Below are 20,093 nucleotides of genomic sequence, written 5' to 3'. Positions count from 1 at the left end.
GCCGCGTCGCGTATTGCCGAACTACTTTAAGAACCGGCGGTAACACCGCCTCGTCACGCCTTTTCGCGTCCGGCCGTGCCGTTTCGGCCCGACCGGCGCCCGCGTTATACTCCTGCACATGCCCCTATCCCAGTTGGAAAGCCGGCTGCGCTACGAATTTCGCAATGCGGAATTGTTGCGCCAGGCTTTGACCCATCGTAGTCACAGTGCCACGCACAACGAACGGCTCGAGTTTCTCGGCGATTCCGTTCTGAATTGCGCGGTGGCTGCCCTTTTGTTCCAGCGTTTCAGCAAGCTGGACGAAGGCGATCTGTCGCGCGTACGCGCCAACCTCGTCAAACAGCAGTCGCTGTACGAAATTGCTCAGGCCCTGAATATCTCGGACGGGCTGCGGCTCGGCGAGGGGGAGTTGCGCAGCGGCGGGTTCCGCCGCCCGTCGATCCTCGCGGACGCGTTCGAAGCCATCATCGGGGCGGTGTTCCTCGATGGCGGCTTCGAAGCCGCCCAAGGGGTCATCAAGCGCCTCTATATCCCGATTCTCGACCACATCGATCCGCGCACGCTCGGCAAGGACGCGAAGACGCTGCTGCAGGAATACCTGCAGGGGCACAAGATCGCGCTGCCAACCTACACGGTGGTCGCCACGCATGGTGCGGCGCACAATCAGCAATTCGAAGTCGAATGCACGGTGCCGAAGCTCGACGTGAAGGTGTCGGGCTCCGGGGCGAGCCGGCGCGCGGCCGAGCAGGCCGCCGCGAAGAAGGCGCTCGACGAGGTAATGGCGGCCGCGCCGATGCTGGCCACCAAGCCGAAGCGCTCGAAAAACGCACGCGGGTCGAAGCATGTCGAACCCGAAATCGTACCGGGCGTGAAGGGCGTGCAGGAAGCACTCGACCTGCGCTCGCCGGAGCGCAAGGAACGCGCGGCGGCGCGCGAGGCGAGGGCGGCCGGTGCAGCGCCCGCAGCAACTGCGGCGACCGGTAATGAGCCGGCCGCGGCGCCGATGGCCGCGATTCGCGCGGCGCATGTCGACGCATCTGCCGAGAAGGGTGAGCGGGCGGCGAAGCCGGCGGTCGACAAGGCTGCTGAAAAGCCAGCTGAAAAGCCGGCCGAGCGACCCGACAAGTCCGCGGAGAAGCCCGCTGAAGCCGTGCCCGCCGCACGCGCAGCCGACAAGCCGGCTGCGCAGGCCGCCGATCCGGCCCCCGCGTCTGCCGACAAGACTTCCGCCGGTACCGACTCCGCTTCGCGCACGGCCGCGCGCACGCGCGACACGGCGGCACCGGATTCCGAGACGCCGCCGGGCGGCGTGAGCCTCGCTGCCGCGCAGGCGCGCGTGGCCGATGCCGACCACTGAATTGCCCATCGATCGTGCCGCGCGCCGCGCGGCCGTTTCCGAACCTGTCTCCCAAACGATATGAACACTCCCGCTCCTACCGGTTTTCGTTGCGGCATGATCGCGATCGTGGGCCGCCCGAACGTCGGCAAGTCGACGTTGATGAACGCACTCGTCGGCCAGAAGATCAGCATCACGTCACGCAAGGCGCAGACGACCCGCCACCGCATCACCGGCATCAATACGTTCGACGACGCGCAATTCGTGTTCGTCGACACGCCGGGCTTCCAGACCCGCCACAGCACCGCGCTGAACCGTTCGCTGAACCGCGCGGTCACGTCGACGCTCACGTCGGTCGACGTGATCCTGTTCGTGATCGAGGCCGGCCGTTTCGGGCCCGACGACCAGAAGGTGCTCGACCTGATCCCGCCGGGCATGCCGACGCTGCTGATCGCGAACAAGATCGACCGCGTGACCGACAAGGCGTCGCTGTTCCCGTTCATGCAGCAGATGAGCACGCTGCGCGAATTCACCGAGCTCGTGCCGCTGTCGGCGCAGCGTCCGGAAGACATCAAGCGCCTGCTGGACACGATCAAGCCGTACCTGCCGGAAGGCGAGCCGATCTACGGCGAGGACGAGCTGACCGATCGCAGCTCGCGCTTCCTCGCCGCCGAAATCCTGCGCGAGAAGGTGTTCCGCTGGACCGGCGACGAACTGCCGTACACGAGCACCGTGCTGATCGACAAGTTCGAGGAGGAAGGGCGCCTGAAGCGCATCTTCGCGACGATCCTCGTCGAGCGCGATTCGCACAAGGCGATGGTGATCGGCAAGAAGGGCGAGAAGCTCAAGCAGATCAGCACCGAGGCGCGGATGGACATGGAGAAGCTGTTCGACGGCCCCGTGTATCTCGAGACCTTCGTGAAGGTGAAGAGCGGCTGGGCCGACAACGAGGCAGGGCTGCGCGCCTATGGGTACGAATGACGCACTGACGTCGACCGAAGACGCGGTGACGGCCGGCGCGAACGACGCGCCGCTGCCGGCACCGCCCGAACCGCCGCGCAAGGCGCGGCGCGCGACGTCTCGCACGTCCGATTTCCGCGTCGCCGAGCAGCCGGCGTTCGTGCTGCACAGTTACCCGTATCGTGAAACGAGCCTGATCGTCGACGTGCTGACGCGCGATCACGGCCGGCTCGCGCTCGTCGCGAAGGGCGCGAAGCGCCCGCACTCCGCGCTGCGCGGCGTACTGCAGACTTTCCAGCCGCTGCTGCTGTCGTGGTCGGGCAAATCCGAGGTGCGCACGCTCACGGGCGCCGAGTGGGTCGGCGGGATGCTGCCGCTCGGCGGCGACGGGCTGCTGTGCGGCTTCTACGCGAACGAGCTGCTCGTGAAATTCTGCGCGCGCGAGGATCCCCAGCCGCCGCTCTTCAATCACTACGTGCTGACCCTCACGCGCCTCGCCCACGGCGAGCCCGCGGTGCAGGTACTGCGCTCGTTCGAGCGCGTGCTGTTGCGCGAGACCGGCTACGCGATGGCGCTGAACCGCACGGTCGCGCGCCGCGCGGTCGAGCCTGACCGCCGCTACGTGTTCGATCCCGAGCGCGGCGTGCGCAACGCGGACGACGAAGTTCCGTCGCACTGGCCGGTCATTTCCGGGCAGACGTTGCTCGACATGGAGCAGGACGATTACCATCGAGCCCAGACGGTTGCGCAAAGCAAGACGCTGATGCGCTTCCTGCTGAACACCTATCTCGGCGGTACGCCGCTTGCCACGCGTCAGATCCTGATCGACCTGCAAAACCTATGAGCTTCTTCCTGACAACGCCCACCGCCATCGACCTCGGCGTGAACATCGACCACGTCGCGACGCTGCGCAATGCGCGCGGCACGACCTATCCCGATCCGATCCGGGCGGCGCTCGCCGCCGAGGAAGCCGGCGCCGACGCGATCACGCTGCATCTGCGCGAGGATCGCCGCCACATCGTCGATGCGGATGTGCGCAAGCTGCGCCCGCTGCTGAAGACGCGCATGAATCTCGAATGCGCGGTGACGGCCGAGATGCTCGATATCGCCTGCGAAGTGCGCCCGCACGACGCGTGCCTCGTGCCCGAAAAGCGCGAGGAACTGACGACCGAAGGCGGTCTCGATGTCGCCGGCCGCTTCGAGGCCGTGCGTGCGGCGTGCAAGCAGCTTGCCGACGTGGGCGTGCGCGTGTCGCTGTTCATCGACCCGGACGAGACGCAGATCCGTGCCGCGCACGAAGCAGGCGCGCCGGTGATCGAGCTGCATACGGGCCGTTATGCCGAAGCGCACGACGAAGCCGAGCAGCAGCGCGAATATGAGCGCATCGTCGCGGGCGTACAGGCCGGTGCGCAGCTTGGCCTGAAGGTCAATGCCGGTCACGGGCTGCACTACACGAACGTGCAGCAGATCGCCGCGATCGACGGCATCGTCGAGCTGAACATCGGCCATGCGATCGTCGCGCACGCGATTTTCGCGGGCTGGGACAATGCGGTGCGCGAAATGAAGGCGATCATGGTCGCCGCACGCGTCGCCGCGCTGCATGGCGGCGCGCGTTGAAGATGAAAGGCCGCCGCGCATCGCACGTCATGCCTGACCCGGCTCAGCCGGGCCACACCGGCGCGTACTGACATGGCGATCTACGGCATCGGTACCGACATCGCACAGGTGAGCCGCGTCGCGGCCGTGCTCGAACGCACGGGCGGCCGGTTTGCCGAGAAGGTGCTGGGCCCCGACGAACTGCGCGTGTTCCATGCGCGCCGCGCCCGCTCCGAGGCGCGCGGCATCGCGTTCCTCGCGACGCGCTTTTCCGCGAAGGAAGCGTTCTCGAAGGCGATCGGGCTCGGCATGCACTGGCCGATGACGTGGCGTGCGCTGCAGACCCTCAATCACCCGAGCGGCGAGCCGTACGTGGTCGCGTCGGGCGAGCTGGCCGACTGGCTTGCCGCCCGCGGCATCACGGCACGCGTGACGGTCAGCGACGAGCGCGACTACGCGGTGTCGTTCGTGATCGCCGAGACGGACACCGCGCCTGCCCCTGTTTCCCGAACCTCCTCCTGACGGAATTCCCGATTCGATGAAAACGACTCCCGGCCCGGTCATGCTCGACGTCGTCGGCACGGCCCTGTCGCGCGACGATGCGCGGCGCCTCGCGCATCCGAATACCGGCGGCGTGATCCTGTTCGCGCGGCACTTCCAGAACCGTGCGCAACTGACCGCGCTGACCGATTCGATCCGCGCGGTGCGCGAAGACATCCTGATCGCCGTCGATCACGAAGGCGGGCGCGTGCAGCGTTTCCGCACCGACGGCTTCACCGTGCTGCCCGCGATGCGGCGCCTCGGCGAGCTGTGGGATCGCGACGTGCTGCTCGCGACGAAGGTCGCGACGGCCGTCGGCTATATCCTGGCCGCGGAATTGCGCGCATGCGGGATCGACATGAGTTTCACCCCCGTGCTCGACCTCGATTACGGGCACTCGAAAGTGATCGGCGATCGCGCGTTTCATCGCGATGCGCGCGTCGTCACGCTGCTCGCGAAGAGCCTGAACCACGGGCTGTCGCTCGCCGGGATGGCGAACTGCGGCAAGCATTTCCCGGGGCACGGCTTCGCGGAGGCCGACTCGCACGTGGCGCTGCCGACCGATGACCGTACGCTCGATGCGATCCTCAAGCAGGACGTCGCGCCTTACGACTGGCTCGGCTTGTCGCTGTCCGCGGTGATTCCCGCGCACGTGATCTACACGCAGGTCGACAAGCGGCCGGCCGGTTTTTCGCGCGTGTGGCTGCAGGACATCCTGCGCGGGCGGCTCGGCTTCACCGGCGCGATCTTCAGCGACGACCTGTCGATGGAAGCCGCGCGCGAAGGCGGCACGCTCACGCAGGCGGCCGACGCCGCGCTCGCTGCCGGTTGCGACATGGTGCTCGTCTGCAACCAGCCGGACGCGGCCGAGGTCGTGCTGAACGGGTTGAAAGCGCGGGCAACGGACGAGTCGGTGCGACGCCTCAAGCGGATGCGCGCGCGCGGCAAGGCACCCAAGTGGGACAAGCTGATCGCGCAGCCCGAATACCTGCAGGCGCAGGCGCTGTTGAGCAGCGCACTGGCATGAACGGGGAGGGGATGGTGCGACGTGTGCCATTCCCCGTCGCCGAAACAAAAAGCCGCGCAGTTGCGCGGCTTTTTCATGGGTTACTGCGGATGCGAACCGGGTAGCGTCACGAGTCAAGCGGGCCGGGACGGTGATTCTCTTGGCGCAACTAACGGTCTGATTCCGCCAGTGCCTGTAAGCATCGACGCGCCCGCTCAGTTCACCTTCATCCGCTGCAGCTTGTTGTACAGCGTCTTCGGGCTGATGCCGAGCAGCGTGGCCGCGCGGTGGCGCGTACCGCCGACCGCATCGAGGGTCGCGCGGATCAGCAGATCCTCGACGTCGGACAGCGGCGTGCCGACCTTGATCTGCACGCTGCTGCCGTTCAGCGCGGCGCCGGCCGAGAAACTCGGCTCGCCCGCGCGCAGCGTCTCGATGAAATCGCCCGATGCGTCGTACGCGAAGCGCACGCGTTCCTGCAGTTCGCGCACGTTGCCCGGCCATTCGTAGGACAGGCATTCGCGCACGAAGCCCGGTGCCGCGCGCTTGTCGGTCGTGCTGCGGCCGGTTGCGCGCGCTTCGCGGTTCAGCTCGTCGATCAGCGCGTCGCCGATCGCGAGTGCATCGCCGTCGCGCTCGCGCAGCGGCGGCATCGTGATCGACGCCGCGTCGAGGCGCAACCACAGATCCTCGCGCAGCGTACCGTTCGCGACCGCTTCGCGCGCCGGGCGGCGGGTGGTCGCGATCAGCCGGAAATCGCTCGTGATCGAACTCGTGCCGCCGATCCGCATGAAGTTCTGCGAATCGAGCGCATGCAGCAGCGCTTCCTGCAGCACGAGCGGCAGCGCGGTGATTTCGTCGAGGAACAGCGTGCCTCCGCCGGCCTGCTCGAACAGGCCCGATTCGCGGCGCTCGGCGCCGTCGAACGCGCCGCGCTCATGGCCGAACAGTACGCTGTCGAGCGATGCGCCGTGCCGACCGGCCTGCGCGATCGTCCTGCAGTCGAACGACACGAACGGCCCCTTGCGGCGCCGGCTCAGGTCGTGCAGCGTGCGCGCGGCCAGCTTCTTGCCGGTACCGGCTTCGCCGGAGAACAGGACGGCCGTTTCGGTGCGCGCGTTGTGCTCGATCATGTCGTACACGTGCTGCATCGCGTCGCTGCGGCCGACCAGTGCGCCGAAGCGGCCGAGATGGCGCAGCGATGCGCGCAACGACTGCACTTCGTCGATCAGTTCGTAGGGGCGGGGAATCCGCGCGAGGAGGCTGCGCAGGCGCGGAATGTTGATCGGCTTCAGCAGGTAGTCCCAGATGCCGTGACGCAGGCCCTCGATGGCGCTCTCGACCGTCGCATTGCCCGTCAGCACGATGACGGGCAGCGAGCCGTTCGGCTGTTGCTGCGGCAGGTGCTGGAGCAGGTCGAACCCGCTGCCGTCCGGCAGGTTCAGGTCGACGAGCACGACATCGGGAATCGAACGGCCGAGCGCCGTGCGCGCTTCGGCGAGCGACGTGGCCGTGTCGACCGAGAAGCCGTCCGCGGCGAGCAGCGCGGTGAGGCCGGACAGACTGTTGGGATCGTCTTCGACAATCAGGGCGTGTGGCATGGTGGACGCGAGTCGAGTCAAGAGAGGCGGGCTGTCGGTCATCGGGGCCGCAGCCGCATGTCAGATTAAAGACTGATTTTATGCCCCGCTGAACGCGTAACGAGCATTATTTCTCCGGCGCTATAAAACAGTTACCGATGATACAAATTGAATATCTTTACCGGTGGCTTTTGTGCTTTACATGAGCCTGGCCCGCGCTCGCTTGTTGGCGCCGGACAAACAAAAAGCGCCCCGAAGGGCGCTTTGTTCGATGCGGGCATCGCCGGCGATTACGCGCGGCTGCGGTATTCGTTCGTGCGCGTATCGATTTCGATCTTGTCGCCGGTGTTGCAGAACAGCGGCACTTGCAGTTCGAAGCCCGTTGCGAGCTTGGCGTTCTTCAGCACCTTGCCCGACGACGTGTCGCCCTTGACTGCCGGTTCCGTGTAGGTGATCTCGCGAACGAGGACCGTCGGCAGTTCGACCGAGATCGCCTTCTCGTTGTAGAACACGACTTCGCAAGCCATGCCGTCTTCGAGGTAGTTCAGCGCTTCGCCCATCATTTCGGCTTCGACTTCGAACTGGTTGTAGTCGGCGTCCATGAACACGTACATCGGGTCGGCGAAGTACGAGTACGTCACTTCCTTGCGGTCGAGCACGACGACGTCGAACTTGTCGTCAGCCTTGTACACCGCTTCCTGGCCTGCATTCGTCAGCAGGTTCTTCATCTTCATCTTGACGACGGCGGAGTTACGGCCCGACTTGTTGTATTCAGCCTTGGCGATGACCCATGCGTCGCTGCCGATCTGCACGACGTTGCCTACGCGGAGTTCCTGTGCGGTTTTCATAAAAAACTGTCCTGATCAAATCAAATAAATAGGTGCCTGAGCGTTGCACAACGGGTGAGGCGCCAAGCAGACGCGTTCCGGTGGGCGCCAAAAGCAAGCGCTTGCGCGGTCGGCCGTCGGATAACCGCTTATTTTAACTGAGATTTTGCGTATTCCGCCAGCTTTCCCGTGAGATCGCCGACGGCCGCGAGCGCATCGGCCCAGCGGGCCGCGTTGGCGTCCAGTGCGGCGCGGTGCTGCCAGAAATCCGCCCAGTCGGGCGTGCCGGCGCCGTTCCAGGCATGCCAGAACCGCTCGAGCGCCGCGCGCGGCGCGTCGGCGAGGCCGGCCGACAGGTGCGCGAGCGCGGCGTCGAGCTTCGGCAGGTGCACGTCGTCGGCCTGCGGATAGATGTGCCACACGAACGGCTTGCGTGCCCACTGCGCGCGGACGAACGAATCCTCGCCGCGCACGAAATTGATGTCGGCCACCCACAGCAATGGATCGTAGTCAGCCTGGGGGACGAACGCGAGCCCGTGAGCCGTCAGGTTGCCGCTGTGCGCATGCGTGCCCGCGTCGAACGACTCGACCCCGAAAAAACGCGCGACGGCAGGGGACACGCGGCCGGCCGGCACGAGCGCGACGACCGGCGACGGGCCGTCGCGCCACTGCGCGAGCAGCGCGTCGACGGCCGGATTCTCGTACGCGAACAGGCTGACGACCGTCGTGCCGGCGGCCGGCGGCGCGCCGCCGGTCGCGCGCCGCCACCATGCGTCGCGCGCCGCCGCGTCGGCTTCGAAGGCCGTGCGGCGCGAATCGAGGTCGTGCTCCTTCAGGACGCCGCCGGTGCCGGCCGACAGGCCGGGGAAGAAGAACGTCTTCAGCAGCGGGTAGCGCGGATGCGGCGACGGGCGCAGATGGAAGTCGGCGACCCAGTCCTCGGCGCTCAGGTATTCGAGGTTGATCCACACCGGGCGGCGCGCGCGGCGCGCCATCGCCGCGAGATACGCGCCGGGCAACTCGCACGCGAACGCTTCGATCACGACATCGGCGATCTCCAGCGCGTCGCCGACTTCCGCATGCCAGTGCTCGACCACGATCGTGTCGACCGTCTGCCGACTCGCGTCGGGATCGACCCCGGGCAGCAGGCGCGAGAACGTGCGCAGGTCGTCGATGAACAGGCGAACCTGCCAGCCGTGCTCGTGCGCGAGCTGGCGCGCGAGGCGCCAGCAGACGCCGATGTCGCCGAAATTGTCGATCACGGTACAGAAGAGGTCGCAGGCGATCGGTTCGCCCGGCGCGGCGGGCAGGGGGGCAGCGGTGGTGCGTGGCATCGAAGCGGGCCGGTGAATGCTCTAAACTGGCGATTCTAATAGACCCGTTCCGCGTTACAAGGCGCCCGGATCACGCATGACATCCCCTGAAGCTCCCGATACCCCGTTCGAACCGAAGAAGATCCTTGCGCAGTTGCCGCACATGCCGGGCGTCTATCGCTATTACGACACGACGGGCGCCGTGCTCTATGTCGGCAAGGCGCGCGACCTGAAGAAGCGCGTATCGAGCTATTTCACGAAGACGCAGCTGTCGCCGCGCATCGCGATGATGGTCACGCGCATCGCGCGCATCGAGACGACCGTCACGCGTTCGGAGGCCGAAGCGCTGCTGCTCGAGAACAACCTGATCAAGGCGCTCGCGCCGCGCTACAACATCCTGTTTCGCGACGACAAGTCGTATCCGTATCTGAAGCTCACCGCGCACCGCTTTCCGCGCATGGCCTATTACCGCGGCTCGGTCGACAAGCAGAACCAGTATTTCGGGCCGTTCCCGAGCGCCTGGGCCGTGCGCGAGAGCATCCAGATCCTGCAGCGCGTGTTCCAGTTGCGCACTTGCGAGGATTCGGTCTTCAACAACCGCACGCGGCCGTGCCTGCTGCATCAGATCGGGCGCTGCACGGCGCCGTGTGTCGGCGCGATCTCCGACGAGGATTACGCGATCGACGTGTCGAACGCCGCGCGTTTCCTGCTCGGCCGGCAGTCCGAAGTGATGAAGGAGCTCGAGCAGAAGATGCACGCGTTCGCGTCCGAGCTGAAATTCGAGCAGGCGGCGGCCGTGCGCAACCAGATGAGCTCGCTCGCGACGGTGCTGCACCAGCAGGCGATCGAGGTCGGCAGCGACAGCGACGTCGACATCCTGGCGGTGGTCGCGCAGGGCGGGCGCGTGTGCGTGAACCTTGCGATGGTGCGCGGCGGCCGGCATCTCGGCGACAAGGCGTATTTCCCGACGCACGTCGAAAGCGCGCTGACGCTCGCCGAAGGCGGTCTCGGCGACGAGTCCGAACTGCCGGAGGCGGCCGCCGCGCCTGCCGCCGCGCCGGCCGACGCATTCCCCGACCTGCCCGCCGAAGAATCCGGCCGCGCGCGCGGCGACGCGGCGGCGTCGGTCGAGGCCGAGGTGCTCGACGCGTTCATCGCTCAGCACTATCTCGGCAATCGCGTGCCGCCCGTGCTGGTCGTGAGCCATGCGCCCGCGAGCCGTGACCTGCTCGAGTTGCTGTCCGAGCAGGCCGGCCACAAGGTGTCGCTGGTGCGGCAGCCGCAGGGGCAGCGGCGCGCGTGGCTGTCGATGGCCGAGCAGAATGCGCAGATCGCGCTCATGCGGCTGCTGTCCGAGCAGGGCTCGCAGCAGGCGCGCACGCGTGCGCTCGCGGAGACGCTCAGCTATGAATGCGACGATCTGGCGACGCTGCGGATCGAATGCTTCGACATCAGTCATACGATGGGCGAGGCGACGCAGGCGTCGTGCGTCGTCTACCACCATCACAAGATGCAGTCGGGCGAGTACCGCCGCTACAACATCACCGGGATTACACCGGGCGACGACTACGCGGCGATGCGGCAGGTGCTCACGCGCCGCTACGAGAAGATGGTCGAGCAGGCGGCCCAGGCGGCGGCTGTCGACGAAGCGGCCGGCATCGACGGCGAGTCGACGCGCCAGGCCGAGGCGTCGAGCCTGCTGCCGAACATCGTGCTGATCGACGGCGGCAAGGGTCAGGTCGAAATCGCGCGCCAGGTGTTCACCGAGCTCGGCCTCGATACGTCGATGCTGGTCGGCGTCGCGAAGGGCGAGGGGCGCAAGGTCGGCCTCGAGACGCTCGTGTTCGCGGACGGCCGCACGCCGCTCGAGCTCGGCAAGGAGAGCGCCGCCCTGATGCTCGTCGCACAGATTCGCGACGAGGCGCACCGCTTCGCGATCACCGGCATGCGCGCGAAGCGGGCGAAGGCGCGCCAGACGTCACGGCTCGAGGAGCTCGAGGGCGTGGGCGCGAAGCGCCGGCAGCGGCTGCTCGCGCGGTTCGGCGGGTTGCGTGGTGTCGTTGCCGCGAGCGTCGAGGAACTCGCGAGCGTCGAGGGCATCTCGCATGCGCTCGCCGAGCAGATCTACAAGCAGCTTCACTGACGCGGCCGTGCGGCCGGCTGCCTCGCCAGCGTTCTTGTGGCAGGCCGGTCGACACGGCACAATTGCGAATCCTTTACTGTCCCGCATGCCATGCCGTTCAATTTCCCGATTTTCCTGACGTGGGTACGGATCGTGCTGATTCCGCTCGTCGTCGGCGTGTTCTATCTGCCGGACACGGTGATGGGCGGCGCGCACCGCAATCTCGCGGCGGCGGCGATCTTCATTCTCGCCGCGCTGACCGACTGGTTCGACGGGTTTCTAGCCCGCAAGTGGAACCAGACGTCGTCGTTCGGCGCCTTTCTCGATCCGGTCGCGGACAAGCTGATGGTGACGGCGGCGCTGCTGATCCTCGTGCAGATTTCGCGCGTCGATGCGGCGATCGCGCTCGTGATCGTCGGCCGCGAGATCGCGATTTCGGCGCTGCGCGAATGGATGGCTCAGATCGGCGCGTCGAAGAGCGTGGCGGTGAATCAGCTCGGCAAGTTCAAGACCGCATGCCAGATGGTCGCGATTCCGATGCTGCTGTTCTACGGGCCGCTGCCGCTCGGCATCGCCACGATCGATACGCGCGTGTGGGGCGAGTGGCTGATGTATCTCGCGGCGGTGCTGACGATCTGGTCGATGCTGTACTACATGAAGCTCGCGTGGCCGCAAATTCGCGAGCGCGGCGGCGCGTGATGCGTGTCACGCGTTCGGTCGAGCAGGTTTTTTGGAAAAAGGGCTGGAAAAGCCCTTGACACACGAATGTGCCTTCGACATAATCTCGCTTCTCCGCTGCACGACGAAGTAAGTGTGTGACGGGAAAGCAGTAGCGCAGCAACATGCGGGAGTAGCTCAGTTGGTAGAGCGCAACCTTGCCAAGGTTGAGGTCGCGAGTTCGAGACTCGTCTCCCGCTCCAGATTTTTTCTGGCAGCGTGTAGTACGGCAAAGCGCTGCAGATGCAGGACACATGCGGGAGTAGCTCAGTTGGTAGAGCGCAACCTTGCCAAGGTTGAGGTCGCGAGTTCGAGACTCGTCTCCCGCTCCAGATTTTTTCTGGCAGCGTGTGGTACGGCGAAGCGCTGCAGATGCAGGACAATGCGGGAGTAGCTCAGTTGGTAGAGCGCAACCTTGCCAAGGTTGAGGTCGCGAGTTCGAGACTCGTCTCCCGCTCCAAGTAATGGGGAAGCCACGCTTCCCTTTTTATTTGATGGACCTCCGGTCCTCGAATAAAAAATCTGTCTCTTGCCTCACGGCATCCGGACAGTCCGCTTTTGGCGCGATAGCAAAGCGGTTATGCAGCGGCCTGCAAAGCCGTTTAGGCCGGTTCGACTCCGGCTCGCGCCTCCAAGTAAGAAAAGAAAAAGCCCTGAGAAATCAGGGCTTTTTCTTTTGACTATCACGAACGGTTGCACAAGAAGAATGCGGAAGCTGCGCGCATGATGCTGCAGCTCTATCCGGCGGAACAGATGGCCGCAGAGCCAAAGTAACTTGGGCGGTGACATGCATGCAGCGCCGGTGTTGCATGTTCGAATCATTATTCGGTGACGTACTGGCACACTCGCCGAGTTCCAGTAAAGGCATTTGGCGAGCGCGGAACCGTTGTGATGCGGCGCCTCTCACATCGTCAGTCTCGGCACTTTTCGCCGATTTCGTCCCATTGACCACCCGCACGGTGTATCGACGCTGCAACGCATTTGCCAGGACTCGCCCGTATTTGATGCTCGGCATCGCCGAGCACTGTTCGGGCGGTGCAGTCGTGAGGCTGGCACGTTGTTCGCTTCATCAGTTGCGTTGGGAACGATAGTCGTTGCCCATTCACGATCGCCCGACGATTCAACTTGCATGCGTCTCGGGAGGGCGTCCGAAACGTGGTGCGTTCGCTCTCCATTGCCACGGAAAAGGGGGCGCGTCCGGACGAAATTGCGTCGTTGCGAGGCCAAACGCAGCATCGAAACTTGTGGTCTGGCAGGCGATCCCAATTAAAACATCAGACAAATAAGCGGCATCCAGGGGACGACCATGGCGAACATTCAACATACAATTCCTCGTCGTCTGAAAATGGCTGACCGTGCCCAGCAACTGCTGGATCTTCATTTTCCCGGCATACCTGAAATTTGGCTTTGGCACCCACATCGAAACGTTGGGTTCGTCACTATTCCTCGTACGCTACCGATTGCGATGCAAGCCGTCGACGCCCAGTCAAAGAGACAGCCAGCAGGTCAAACACTTTTCTGCCTGTGGGCAAGGGCGTGGAATTATCCAGTGCTGTCAATTGCCGATCCCTTGACCTTGGCGGCAGAGGTCGGATTCACCGGCGAGTGCGCTGTCGACACCTGGCGTCGCAGGATGAGTAGGCTACGCGAACTGAATTTCATCCGAACCAAGCCTGGGCCGTCTGGGCAGTTCCATCATGTCTTGCTACTGAACCCAAACGCAGCCATGGAATGGATGCGATCAAACGGCCTAGTACAGGACGAACTCTACGTCCGGTTCGTTGAGTGTCTTGCGGACATCGGTGCTCTTGACGAAACGGAGCCGATACGCCAATTGGGGGCGCAGCAACCAGTTCCTATGGCCTGTAATTCGCAAACAAAGTCTGGACAGGCCCGCTGAATGCGGGCCCCTGTGCAATCAGCAATTGCCTTTCTTCGCCTGTCCCGGTGGGCAGAATCCGTTCCCCGGGCCACCCTGCGGTGCAACAACTACCGGTGCACCCGGAACGTATGCGACGCACCCACTGAGCGTGCCGACCATGCTCGCCGCTGCAAGCAACGCGATAACCCCTTTTTTCACTTCGTTCTCCCGTTATTGATGAAAGGGCCGAACGGCCCTTTCGGTGCGCTGCCGACGCGTCAGAAGCTGAAATTGACGTTCGACTGGCTGGTCGTTGCGTTGACGTTCGTCGATTGCGTTGCCCCCGACGCTGCGTCCGCTTCGATCGTATATTGTGCGGCGGCGGCCGGCGATGCGGCGAGCGCGACCGGTAGCGAACCCGAGTAAGTGCCGACGATCGGCGCGGCAGTGGGTACGTTGAGCGCATAGGCGCCCGTATCCAGGTTCGCGTTGATCGACGTGATCTCGTAGGCATTCGTGTCGATCGTCTGCAGCGCGCGCACGAATGCATTGGCGCTGGCAGTCACCGCACCGCTGACGGTGCTCATCGTCGACGCCGGCAGCGTGATCGGTGCGGTCGACGCCGACACCGCCGTGGTCGTGTTCACGACGACCGGGACGGAGCGCACGATACCCGACGCGAAGTTGTTCTGCACGATCACGACATCGTAATTGCCTTGCGTCGAGCTCTGGATCAGCGGCGACAGCACGAACTTGCCGGTGCTGTCGGCCACTGTGCCGCGGACGACCTTGCCGCCTTGCTCGGCATAGACCGTCGCGCCGGCTTCGGCCGAGGCAACGTAACCGGAGATCGCGCCGCTCACAACTGTCGGGACCGCAGTGACGACGGGTTTCAGCGCATACGAGCCGTTGCCGCGCTGGACGATCGACTTGCATGCGTTGAAGTCGAGCACGAGATCGACGAGCGTGTTGGGCTGGACCGTGAACGGGTGGATGATCTTGTAGCCACTTTGCGTCGCGCTCGGCGTGGCGAGCGCCTGTTCGGTGCCGCCGGTCGGGACGACCGAGTTCGCGAGGTTGTTACCTTGATTCTGTGCGAGAACCAGGCGGACTTGCTGATACTGGCCGGCGGGCAGGGCGGTCTGCCCGAGATCGGCGAGCACGCCGTTGGTCAGCGACAGCAGATCGATTTTCTGCGGTGTAGCGAGGGATACGGTCGACCAGCCGGCGTCGTTGTCTGCAGCGTTCGCGTTTGCGTTGACGCGGACTTGCGAGACGGTGATGTACACATGGTCGAAGCCACAGGATGGCGCATCCGTCATCGCGACGTGCAGCGTACCGGTTTGCGTGCCGCCACCGTCGTCGCCGCCGCCGCAACCGGCGAGGATGAATGGTACGAAGGCGGCGCAAAGGGCGCCTTTGATGATGTTGTTCATGTCACCCCCCAAGTTGGGATCGTTATTGTGGGTGACAGAAGAATAGCGGCACTCCAGCCTACTATTTGGGCATCTTTGAAACCAACAGTAACATTCTGTTTGATCAGTCAATTTTTACCGGGATTGGTGTCGCTTCGGATGGCGGCGGACTCAGGAGCGATTGCTTCTTCGTCGCTCGCGATGTGCGCATCGCAGATAGGAGGCGACGACCTGATGTCGGGTGACGAGCATATGCGCCGGCAAAGTCTCTTTTGTCACACGGTAGCGTCGCTTGGCCCAAGTCTATTTGAATGCCCCACGCGAGCAGACATGACTGCGTCGTTCGGCACTGCACGTTGCTTTGCAACTCTGATGGAGGGATCTAGCGCCGAAAAATGCGAAAGCCCGCTGAGAGCGGGCTTTTTTGTGTGCTACAGATTTGCTACAGCAAGGGGCGGAAGCCTTGCGGGACAACCCCCGCGCGTATCATTCCATCCCCGGAACTATGGGGCGTACCCGTCGCCGCTGCGAGGAGTGCTGGCGTCATTATTCCGTCGACTTCTTTGTGGTCGTTATGGCCGCATCACTCTGTTCCAGTCGATGTCGTGGCCTGCAGCTTGCAGCTCCTGGCCTAATGTTCGCTTCCAGCCGTCGCCCGAGTCCATCGCAACCCACACTACGCCAAGATAATCACTGGGAATCTCAAGCTCGCCTCGTTTGAGCGCACACACCTTGTCTCGACCGAGTTTGCCAATAAAATAGCCAAGCTCAAGCATTACATTTTGTCGCGCGCGTGCCTTGGGTTCGCCACCTTTCACGCAACCTTCATCGTCTGGCGTCAGCAGGACCACGGCGAAACCGACATCATCGTTCGCCTCGATTTTTTCGATGATCGTGCGTCCTTGGTTAGCCTGCTCGTGCAGGATGATTGCTTCGAAACCAATTTTTTCCAGAAAGCGGGCGACTGCCTCGCGGGCTTCACCGTCGTGTCCATGGACTACAAATACACGCCGTGAGAGTGCTGGTTCTTCCGTTTCCATGGGGGGAGGCACTGATGCCGGCGTATGCTGAGCGTCCTCCAGATCCTCCTGAAGCGCACGTTTTGCAGCCTCTAATAACACAATTGATTGCGCGATATTCTTCTTCGTACCTTCCACATAGTGGTGCCTTTGCGGGTAGGTATCAGTAAACACGCCTGTCCGGAACTGAAGATGAGCAGCTGATTGGAAGCGTTTGTAAACAGATGTGTTTTCGCCGAAACATCGGTCCAGTGTGTCTTTGATGTCGGCTGACAGTGCCGTCAGTGCCGGAGATAGTCCTTCTGGTACAGAGCTAGCATCGAACGCTTGCAATTCGGCGATACGATCGTTCAGTCGGCCGATGCCGCGCTGAATCATAGATGGAGAAAGCTGCAGCTTGGGGGCGACTGTTTCTTCCGGTTTGGCGCGGGCCATGGCCCCTCCCGTTACGTAGGATAAAGGGCATTATCGTACATCGACCTACGTGCGACCTTACGTGAGCTGTAGCTGTCTGGGGATAAAGTGGTCAATTTGGATGGTTAATTTAATTAAGTAATTGAATTTAAAGTAAGTGTGTCGGCCTGCAAAGCCGTTTAGGCCGGTTCGACTCCGGCTCGCGCCTCCAAGTAAGAAGAGAAAAAGCCCCGCTTCGGCGGGGCTTTTCTTTTTTCCGCGCCCGTTGCGGAGATGGTTCGTGAGACGGGCGAGATGGATGCGGTAGCATGACGCGACGCCGCGGGCGTTCGAGCCCTGCGCGAAACGTCGAGGCTATCGATGCAGAAACCTGGTGAGGCGGATTGAACACCCCGGAGCCCGAAACGAGGGAGGCGCGGCTTTCCGACTGCACCGCAATCGCGAGGCTGTTGTGCCAGCTCGGATATGACGTCACGTCCGCGCTGATCCATGAAAAATTGCTGTCGCTGGCCGACAAGTCGAGTGACCGGGTCTGCGTGGCGATTCTGAATGGCGAGATTGTCGGCAGTATCAGCCTGCATATCCTTCCGCTCTTTCACGCGGCCGGTAATCTCGGGCGCATTACGAGCATGGTCGTCGACGAGCGTCACCGGGGATGCGGAATCGGCGCTGCGCTGATGGCGGACGCGCAACGTTGGTTCGAGCGCGGCCGATGCGTGAAGCTGGAGGTGACGAGTGGTGACCAACGTCCGGACGCCCACCGTTTTTATACGCATCACGGTTTCGCGCGCGACGGGCAGCGTCTTTCCAGGAAAATGCGCACGTAGCGCATGTTTGAAAACAAAAGCCCGCTGCGAGCGGGCTTTTTGATTTCGGCAGATGCAGCGGGATTCTCGAGCAGGCTTCGGCCATGCGATGCCGCTCGTCCATCGCGACATCCGCTCAGCCGTCCACCGGTTGCGCAGGCGTGTCGAGCGTCAACTGATAGAACGCCGCGTCGAGCCAGCGGCCGAACTTGAAGCCCGCTTCCTTGATCGTGCCCGAGTGCACGAATCCCAGCTTCGCATGCAGTGCGATGCTCCCCGCATTGGCCGCATCGATGCAGCCGACCAGCACGTGTACTTCCGCTTCCCGCGCGCGCCGGACGACTTCGCGCAGCAGCACTTCGCCAAGCCCGCGGCCACGCTGGTCGTGATGCACATACACGCTGTGTTCGACCGTGTACTTGAACGCGGGAAACGCGCGGAACGTGCCCCAGCTCGCGAAGCCGAGCAGCGTGCCCGACGCGTCGACCGCGCCGATGACCGGGAAGCCGCCTGCGCGTTTCGCCGCGAACCACGCGACCATCGCTTCCGGCGGACGCGGCTTGTAGTCGTACAGCGCGGTCGAGTTCGCGATCGCGTCGTTCAGGATCTCGAGGATGGCCGGCGCATGCTCGGCCTCGCTGCAATCGATCAGGCGCACGTCGTCGCGCTGTTTCGGGGAATTCATACGGACTCCTGTGGGCAGTAAGTGGGTCGCGCGCACGGCTGCTGCGACGACGCGTTCATCAGAGGGTGCGCATACCGGCGGCGGATGCGTCGCAGATCACGACGACATAACGCGCGGCGTGCGGCGACGGGTTGCTGAAAATCAGCGGCTGGTCGAGCCGCATGGCCAGGCAGTCGCCTTCGTGAAGTTCGTGAAGCGTTTCGCCGAGCGTGACGTCGACGCGGCCGCTGATGATCCACACCTGCTGATGCAACGCGCTTTCGCGCCCGCCACTGTCGTACGCGACGCGCGCACCGGGCGGGAAATCCACCTCGACGAGCTGGATCGGCGACGGCCAGCCAGCCGGGGAGAGGTTGCGGCGCACATAACCGGACGCCGGATCCCGCCATTCGGCCTGCTGCGCGCGGCGTGCCAGCGGCTGCGCGGGCGCGTCGTCGTGGTCGCCGCCGAACAGCCCGGCCAGCGACACGCCGAGACCGGCTGCCAGCTTGTCGAGCACGACGGCCGTCGGGCTGGCCGATGCACGTTCGATGAGCGAGATCATCGAACGGCTGACGCCGGAGCGCGCGGCCAGTGCATCGAGCGTGTAGCCTCGTACGGTGCGCAGGTCGCGCACGCGCCGGGCGATGCGTTCGTTGATGCCGGTGTCGTCGGCAGCGGCGGTGACGGATTCTTTCATGGTGGATTTATTTTCCAGCAAACTGGAATTCAGTGTCAACGCCGATGACGGGCTGGCGGCTCAACGGAATCCGCATGGCTTGCCCGCCAGCCGACCGCAGCGTAATATACGAACCGGCTACGTTTCGTTTAATTGGGGATATATGGGCATCATCAAGATTTCCGAGCACATGCACGAGCGGCTGCGCTCGACCAGCACGGCGCTGAGCCGCTCGATCAACGCACAGGCCGAGCACTGGCTGCGCGTCGGGATGCTGGCGGAACTCAATCCGGCGCTGTCCTACGGCGACATCTGCCGGATGCTGATCGAGGCCGAAGCACGGGGCGGCGACGCGGGGCCGGCGGAACCGGTCGAACACGGCATCGAGCAGGTGGCGTAATGGCGAAGCGAGACATCCCGATCCGCGGCATGGCGGAAATCGCCAAGTCGCGCGAAGCCGCGAAGCTGGCGTCGCAGGTGCTGACGATGATCACCGAGCACGTGAAGCCGGGCGTCACCACCGACGAACTGGACGCACGCTGCCGCGAATACATCGTCGACGTGCTCGGGGCGATCCCGGCGAACATCGGCTACCACGGTTATCCGAAGACGCTGTGCACGTCGGTCAACCACGTGGTGTGTCACGGTATCCCGACGTCGCGGCCGTTGCGCGACGGCGACATCGTGAACCTCGACATCGCGGTGATCAAGGACGGCTGGTTTGGCGATACGAGCCGCATGTATTTCGTCGGCGAACCGAATGAACTCGCGCGGCGCCTCGTCGCGACGACCTATGAGGCGATGCATGCGGGCATTCGCGCGGTACGCCCGGGCGCCACGCTCGGCGACGTCGGCTACGCGATCCAGCAGGTCGCGCATCGCGAAGGATTCAGCGTGGTTCGCGAGTACTGCGGGCACGGCATCGGCGACGTCTATCACGACGAGCCGCAGGTGCTTCACTACGGCCGCCCGGGCACCGGCGTACCGCTGCGGCCGGGGATGATCTTCACGATCGAGCCGATGCTCAACGCGGGCAAACGCGACACGCGCATGCTGGCGGACGGTTGGACGGTCGTCACGAAGGACCATTCGTTGTCGGCCCAATGGGAGCACATGGTCGTGGTGACGGAAACGGGCTTCGAGGTGCTGACCGAGGATGTGAAGCCGCAAGCGTTCCCGGCGCTGTCCGGCACGCACGCTGCCTGACGCGTAAAGTGCGCCGCGAAGGGCGGTGCGGC

19 protein-coding genes and 4 tRNA genes are annotated in these 20,093 nt (G+C 64.2%); 16 read left to right on the top strand and 7 right to left on the bottom strand.

Features of this window, described 5'->3' with window-relative positions; genetic code table 11:
- Window positions 1–118: 118 nt before the first annotated feature.
- From rnc to nagZ, 6 genes are all read left to right on the top strand, one after another.
- Window positions 119–1,357, top strand: a complete 1,239-nt coding sequence (gene rnc / locus ACTJLD_RS09280) for a ribonuclease III (protein ID WP_059695446.1) — start codon at window positions 119–121, stop codon at window positions 1,355–1,357.
- Window positions 1,358–1,417: 60 nt separating this feature from the next.
- On the top strand, window positions 1,418–2,317 hold the full coding sequence (gene era / locus ACTJLD_RS09275; RefSeq protein WP_027788003.1) for a GTPase Era: 900 nt from the start codon (window positions 1,418–1,420) through the stop codon (window positions 2,315–2,317).
- Window positions 2,304–3,140 (top strand): DNA repair protein RecO, encoded by an 837-nt coding sequence (recO, locus tag ACTJLD_RS09270; RefSeq protein ID WP_021159687.1) that lies wholly within the window; start codon window positions 2,304–2,306, stop codon window positions 3,138–3,140. Before era ends, recO begins: the two co-directional genes overlap by 14 nt.
- Window positions 3,137–3,913 (top strand): pyridoxine 5'-phosphate synthase, encoded by a 777-nt coding sequence (gene pdxJ / locus ACTJLD_RS09265; RefSeq protein ID WP_021159686.1) that lies wholly within the window; start codon window positions 3,137–3,139, stop codon window positions 3,911–3,913. Before recO ends, pdxJ begins: the two co-directional genes overlap by 4 nt.
- A 72-nt stretch (window positions 3,914–3,985) precedes the next feature.
- Window positions 3,986–4,414, top strand: a complete 429-nt coding sequence (acpS, locus tag ACTJLD_RS09260) for a holo-ACP synthase (protein WP_440658593.1) — start codon at window positions 3,986–3,988, stop codon at window positions 4,412–4,414.
- Between the two features lie 16 nt (window positions 4,415–4,430).
- Window positions 4,431–5,459 (top strand): beta-N-acetylhexosaminidase, encoded by a 1,029-nt coding sequence (gene nagZ, locus ACTJLD_RS09255; RefSeq protein WP_021159684.1) that lies wholly within the window; start codon window positions 4,431–4,433, stop codon window positions 5,457–5,459.
- A gap of 194 nt (window positions 5,460–5,653) precedes the next feature.
- Here nagZ and ACTJLD_RS09250 read toward each other — a convergent pair whose 3' ends face one another.
- From ACTJLD_RS09250 to earP, 3 genes are all read right to left on the bottom strand, one after another.
- Complete coding sequence (locus ACTJLD_RS09250) at window positions 5,654–7,039, bottom strand: sigma-54-dependent transcriptional regulator (protein WP_027788001.1); 1,386 nt, start codon at window positions 7,037–7,039, stop codon at window positions 5,654–5,656.
- Window positions 7,040–7,308: 269 nt separating this feature from the next.
- The gene (gene efp / locus ACTJLD_RS09245; RefSeq protein WP_011351421.1) at window positions 7,309–7,866 is read right to left on the bottom strand and encodes an elongation factor P; all 558 of its coding nucleotides are present in this window, start codon (window positions 7,864–7,866) and stop codon (window positions 7,309–7,311) included.
- A gap of 128 nt (window positions 7,867–7,994) precedes the next feature.
- Window positions 7,995–9,179, bottom strand: coding sequence for an elongation factor P maturation arginine rhamnosyltransferase EarP (gene earP, locus ACTJLD_RS09240; RefSeq protein ID WP_333976322.1), 1,185 nt, complete (start codon window positions 9,177–9,179; stop codon window positions 7,995–7,997).
- 76 nt (window positions 9,180–9,255) lie between these two features.
- On the opposite strand from earP, the gene uvrC reads away from it, so the two are divergent.
- The 7 genes from uvrC to ACTJLD_RS09205 all read left to right on the top strand — a co-directional run bounded on the left by uvrC (window position 9,256) and on the right by ACTJLD_RS09205 (window position 13,897).
- Window positions 9,256–11,301: an excinuclease ABC subunit UvrC gene (uvrC, locus tag ACTJLD_RS09235; RefSeq protein ID WP_321918909.1), complete on the top strand. Its 2,046-nt coding sequence runs from the start codon at window positions 9,256–9,258 to the stop codon at window positions 11,299–11,301.
- Window positions 11,302–11,391: 90 nt separating this feature from the next.
- Window positions 11,392–11,979 (top strand): CDP-diacylglycerol--glycerol-3-phosphate 3-phosphatidyltransferase, encoded by a 588-nt coding sequence (pgsA, locus tag ACTJLD_RS09230; RefSeq protein ID WP_021163085.1) that lies wholly within the window; start codon window positions 11,392–11,394, stop codon window positions 11,977–11,979.
- Window positions 11,980–12,124: 145 nt separating this feature from the next.
- Window positions 12,125–12,200: transfer RNA gene (locus ACTJLD_RS09225), tRNA-Gly, on the top strand.
- 53 nt (window positions 12,201–12,253) lie between these two features.
- Window positions 12,254–12,329, top strand: a tRNA-Gly gene (locus ACTJLD_RS09220).
- A gap of 52 nt (window positions 12,330–12,381) precedes the next feature.
- A tRNA-Gly gene (locus ACTJLD_RS09215) sits at window positions 12,382–12,457 on the top strand.
- 100 nt (window positions 12,458–12,557) lie between these two features.
- A tRNA-Cys gene (locus ACTJLD_RS09210) sits at window positions 12,558–12,631 on the top strand.
- Window positions 12,632–13,303: 672 nt separating this feature from the next.
- A complete protein-coding gene (locus tag ACTJLD_RS09205) occupies window positions 13,304–13,897 on the top strand; it encodes a hypothetical protein (protein WP_080982092.1) in 594 nt (197 codons plus the stop codon).
- A 239-nt stretch (window positions 13,898–14,136) separates the two neighbouring features.
- On the opposite strand, the gene ACTJLD_RS09200 is transcribed toward ACTJLD_RS09205, so the two are convergent.
- Entirely contained in the window at window positions 14,137–15,294 is a 1,158-nt protein-coding gene (locus tag ACTJLD_RS09200; RefSeq protein WP_124815679.1) for a DUF4382 domain-containing protein, read from the bottom strand.
- A gap of 551 nt (window positions 15,295–15,845) precedes the next feature.
- The gene (locus ACTJLD_RS09195; RefSeq protein ID WP_334012001.1) at window positions 15,846–16,727 is read right to left on the bottom strand and encodes a nucleotide-binding protein; all 882 of its coding nucleotides are present in this window, start codon (window positions 16,725–16,727) and stop codon (window positions 15,846–15,848) included.
- Window positions 16,728–17,089: 362 nt separating this feature from the next.
- Here ACTJLD_RS09195 and ACTJLD_RS09190 point away from each other — a divergent pair, with 362 nt between their 5' ends.
- The gene (locus tag ACTJLD_RS09190) at window positions 17,090–17,533 is read left to right on the top strand and encodes a GNAT family N-acetyltransferase (RefSeq protein WP_060196099.1); all 444 of its coding nucleotides are present in this window, start codon (window positions 17,090–17,092) and stop codon (window positions 17,531–17,533) included.
- Between the two features lie 115 nt (window positions 17,534–17,648).
- On the opposite strand, the gene ACTJLD_RS09185 is transcribed toward ACTJLD_RS09190, so the two are convergent.
- The gene (locus tag ACTJLD_RS09185; RefSeq protein WP_060086485.1) at window positions 17,649–18,197 is read right to left on the bottom strand and encodes a GNAT family N-acetyltransferase; all 549 of its coding nucleotides are present in this window, start codon (window positions 18,195–18,197) and stop codon (window positions 17,649–17,651) included.
- A gap of 58 nt (window positions 18,198–18,255) precedes the next feature.
- Complete coding sequence (locus ACTJLD_RS09180; protein ID WP_027787996.1) at window positions 18,256–18,876, bottom strand: helix-turn-helix domain-containing protein; 621 nt, start codon at window positions 18,874–18,876, stop codon at window positions 18,256–18,258.
- Window positions 18,877–19,018: 142 nt separating this feature from the next.
- On the opposite strand from ACTJLD_RS09180, the gene ACTJLD_RS09175 reads away from it, so the two are divergent.
- Window positions 19,019–19,255, top strand: coding sequence for a ParD-like family protein (locus ACTJLD_RS09175; RefSeq protein ID WP_021163089.1), 237 nt, complete (start codon window positions 19,019–19,021; stop codon window positions 19,253–19,255).
- The gene (gene map, locus ACTJLD_RS09170; protein ID WP_027787994.1) at window positions 19,255–20,061 is read left to right on the top strand and encodes a type I methionyl aminopeptidase; all 807 of its coding nucleotides are present in this window, start codon (window positions 19,255–19,257) and stop codon (window positions 20,059–20,061) included. The genes ACTJLD_RS09175 and map overlap by 1 nt, the downstream gene beginning before the upstream one ends.
- The last annotated feature ends 32 nt before the right edge of the window (window positions 20,062–20,093 follow it).

The organism is Burkholderia sp. 22088 (assembly GCF_052045915.1).
Lineage (GTDB): Bacteria > Pseudomonadota > Gammaproteobacteria > Burkholderiales > Burkholderiaceae > Burkholderia > Burkholderia cepacia.
Note: the sequence above shows the minus strand (reverse complement) of the source record. Positions and strands in the feature narration are given on the sequence as shown.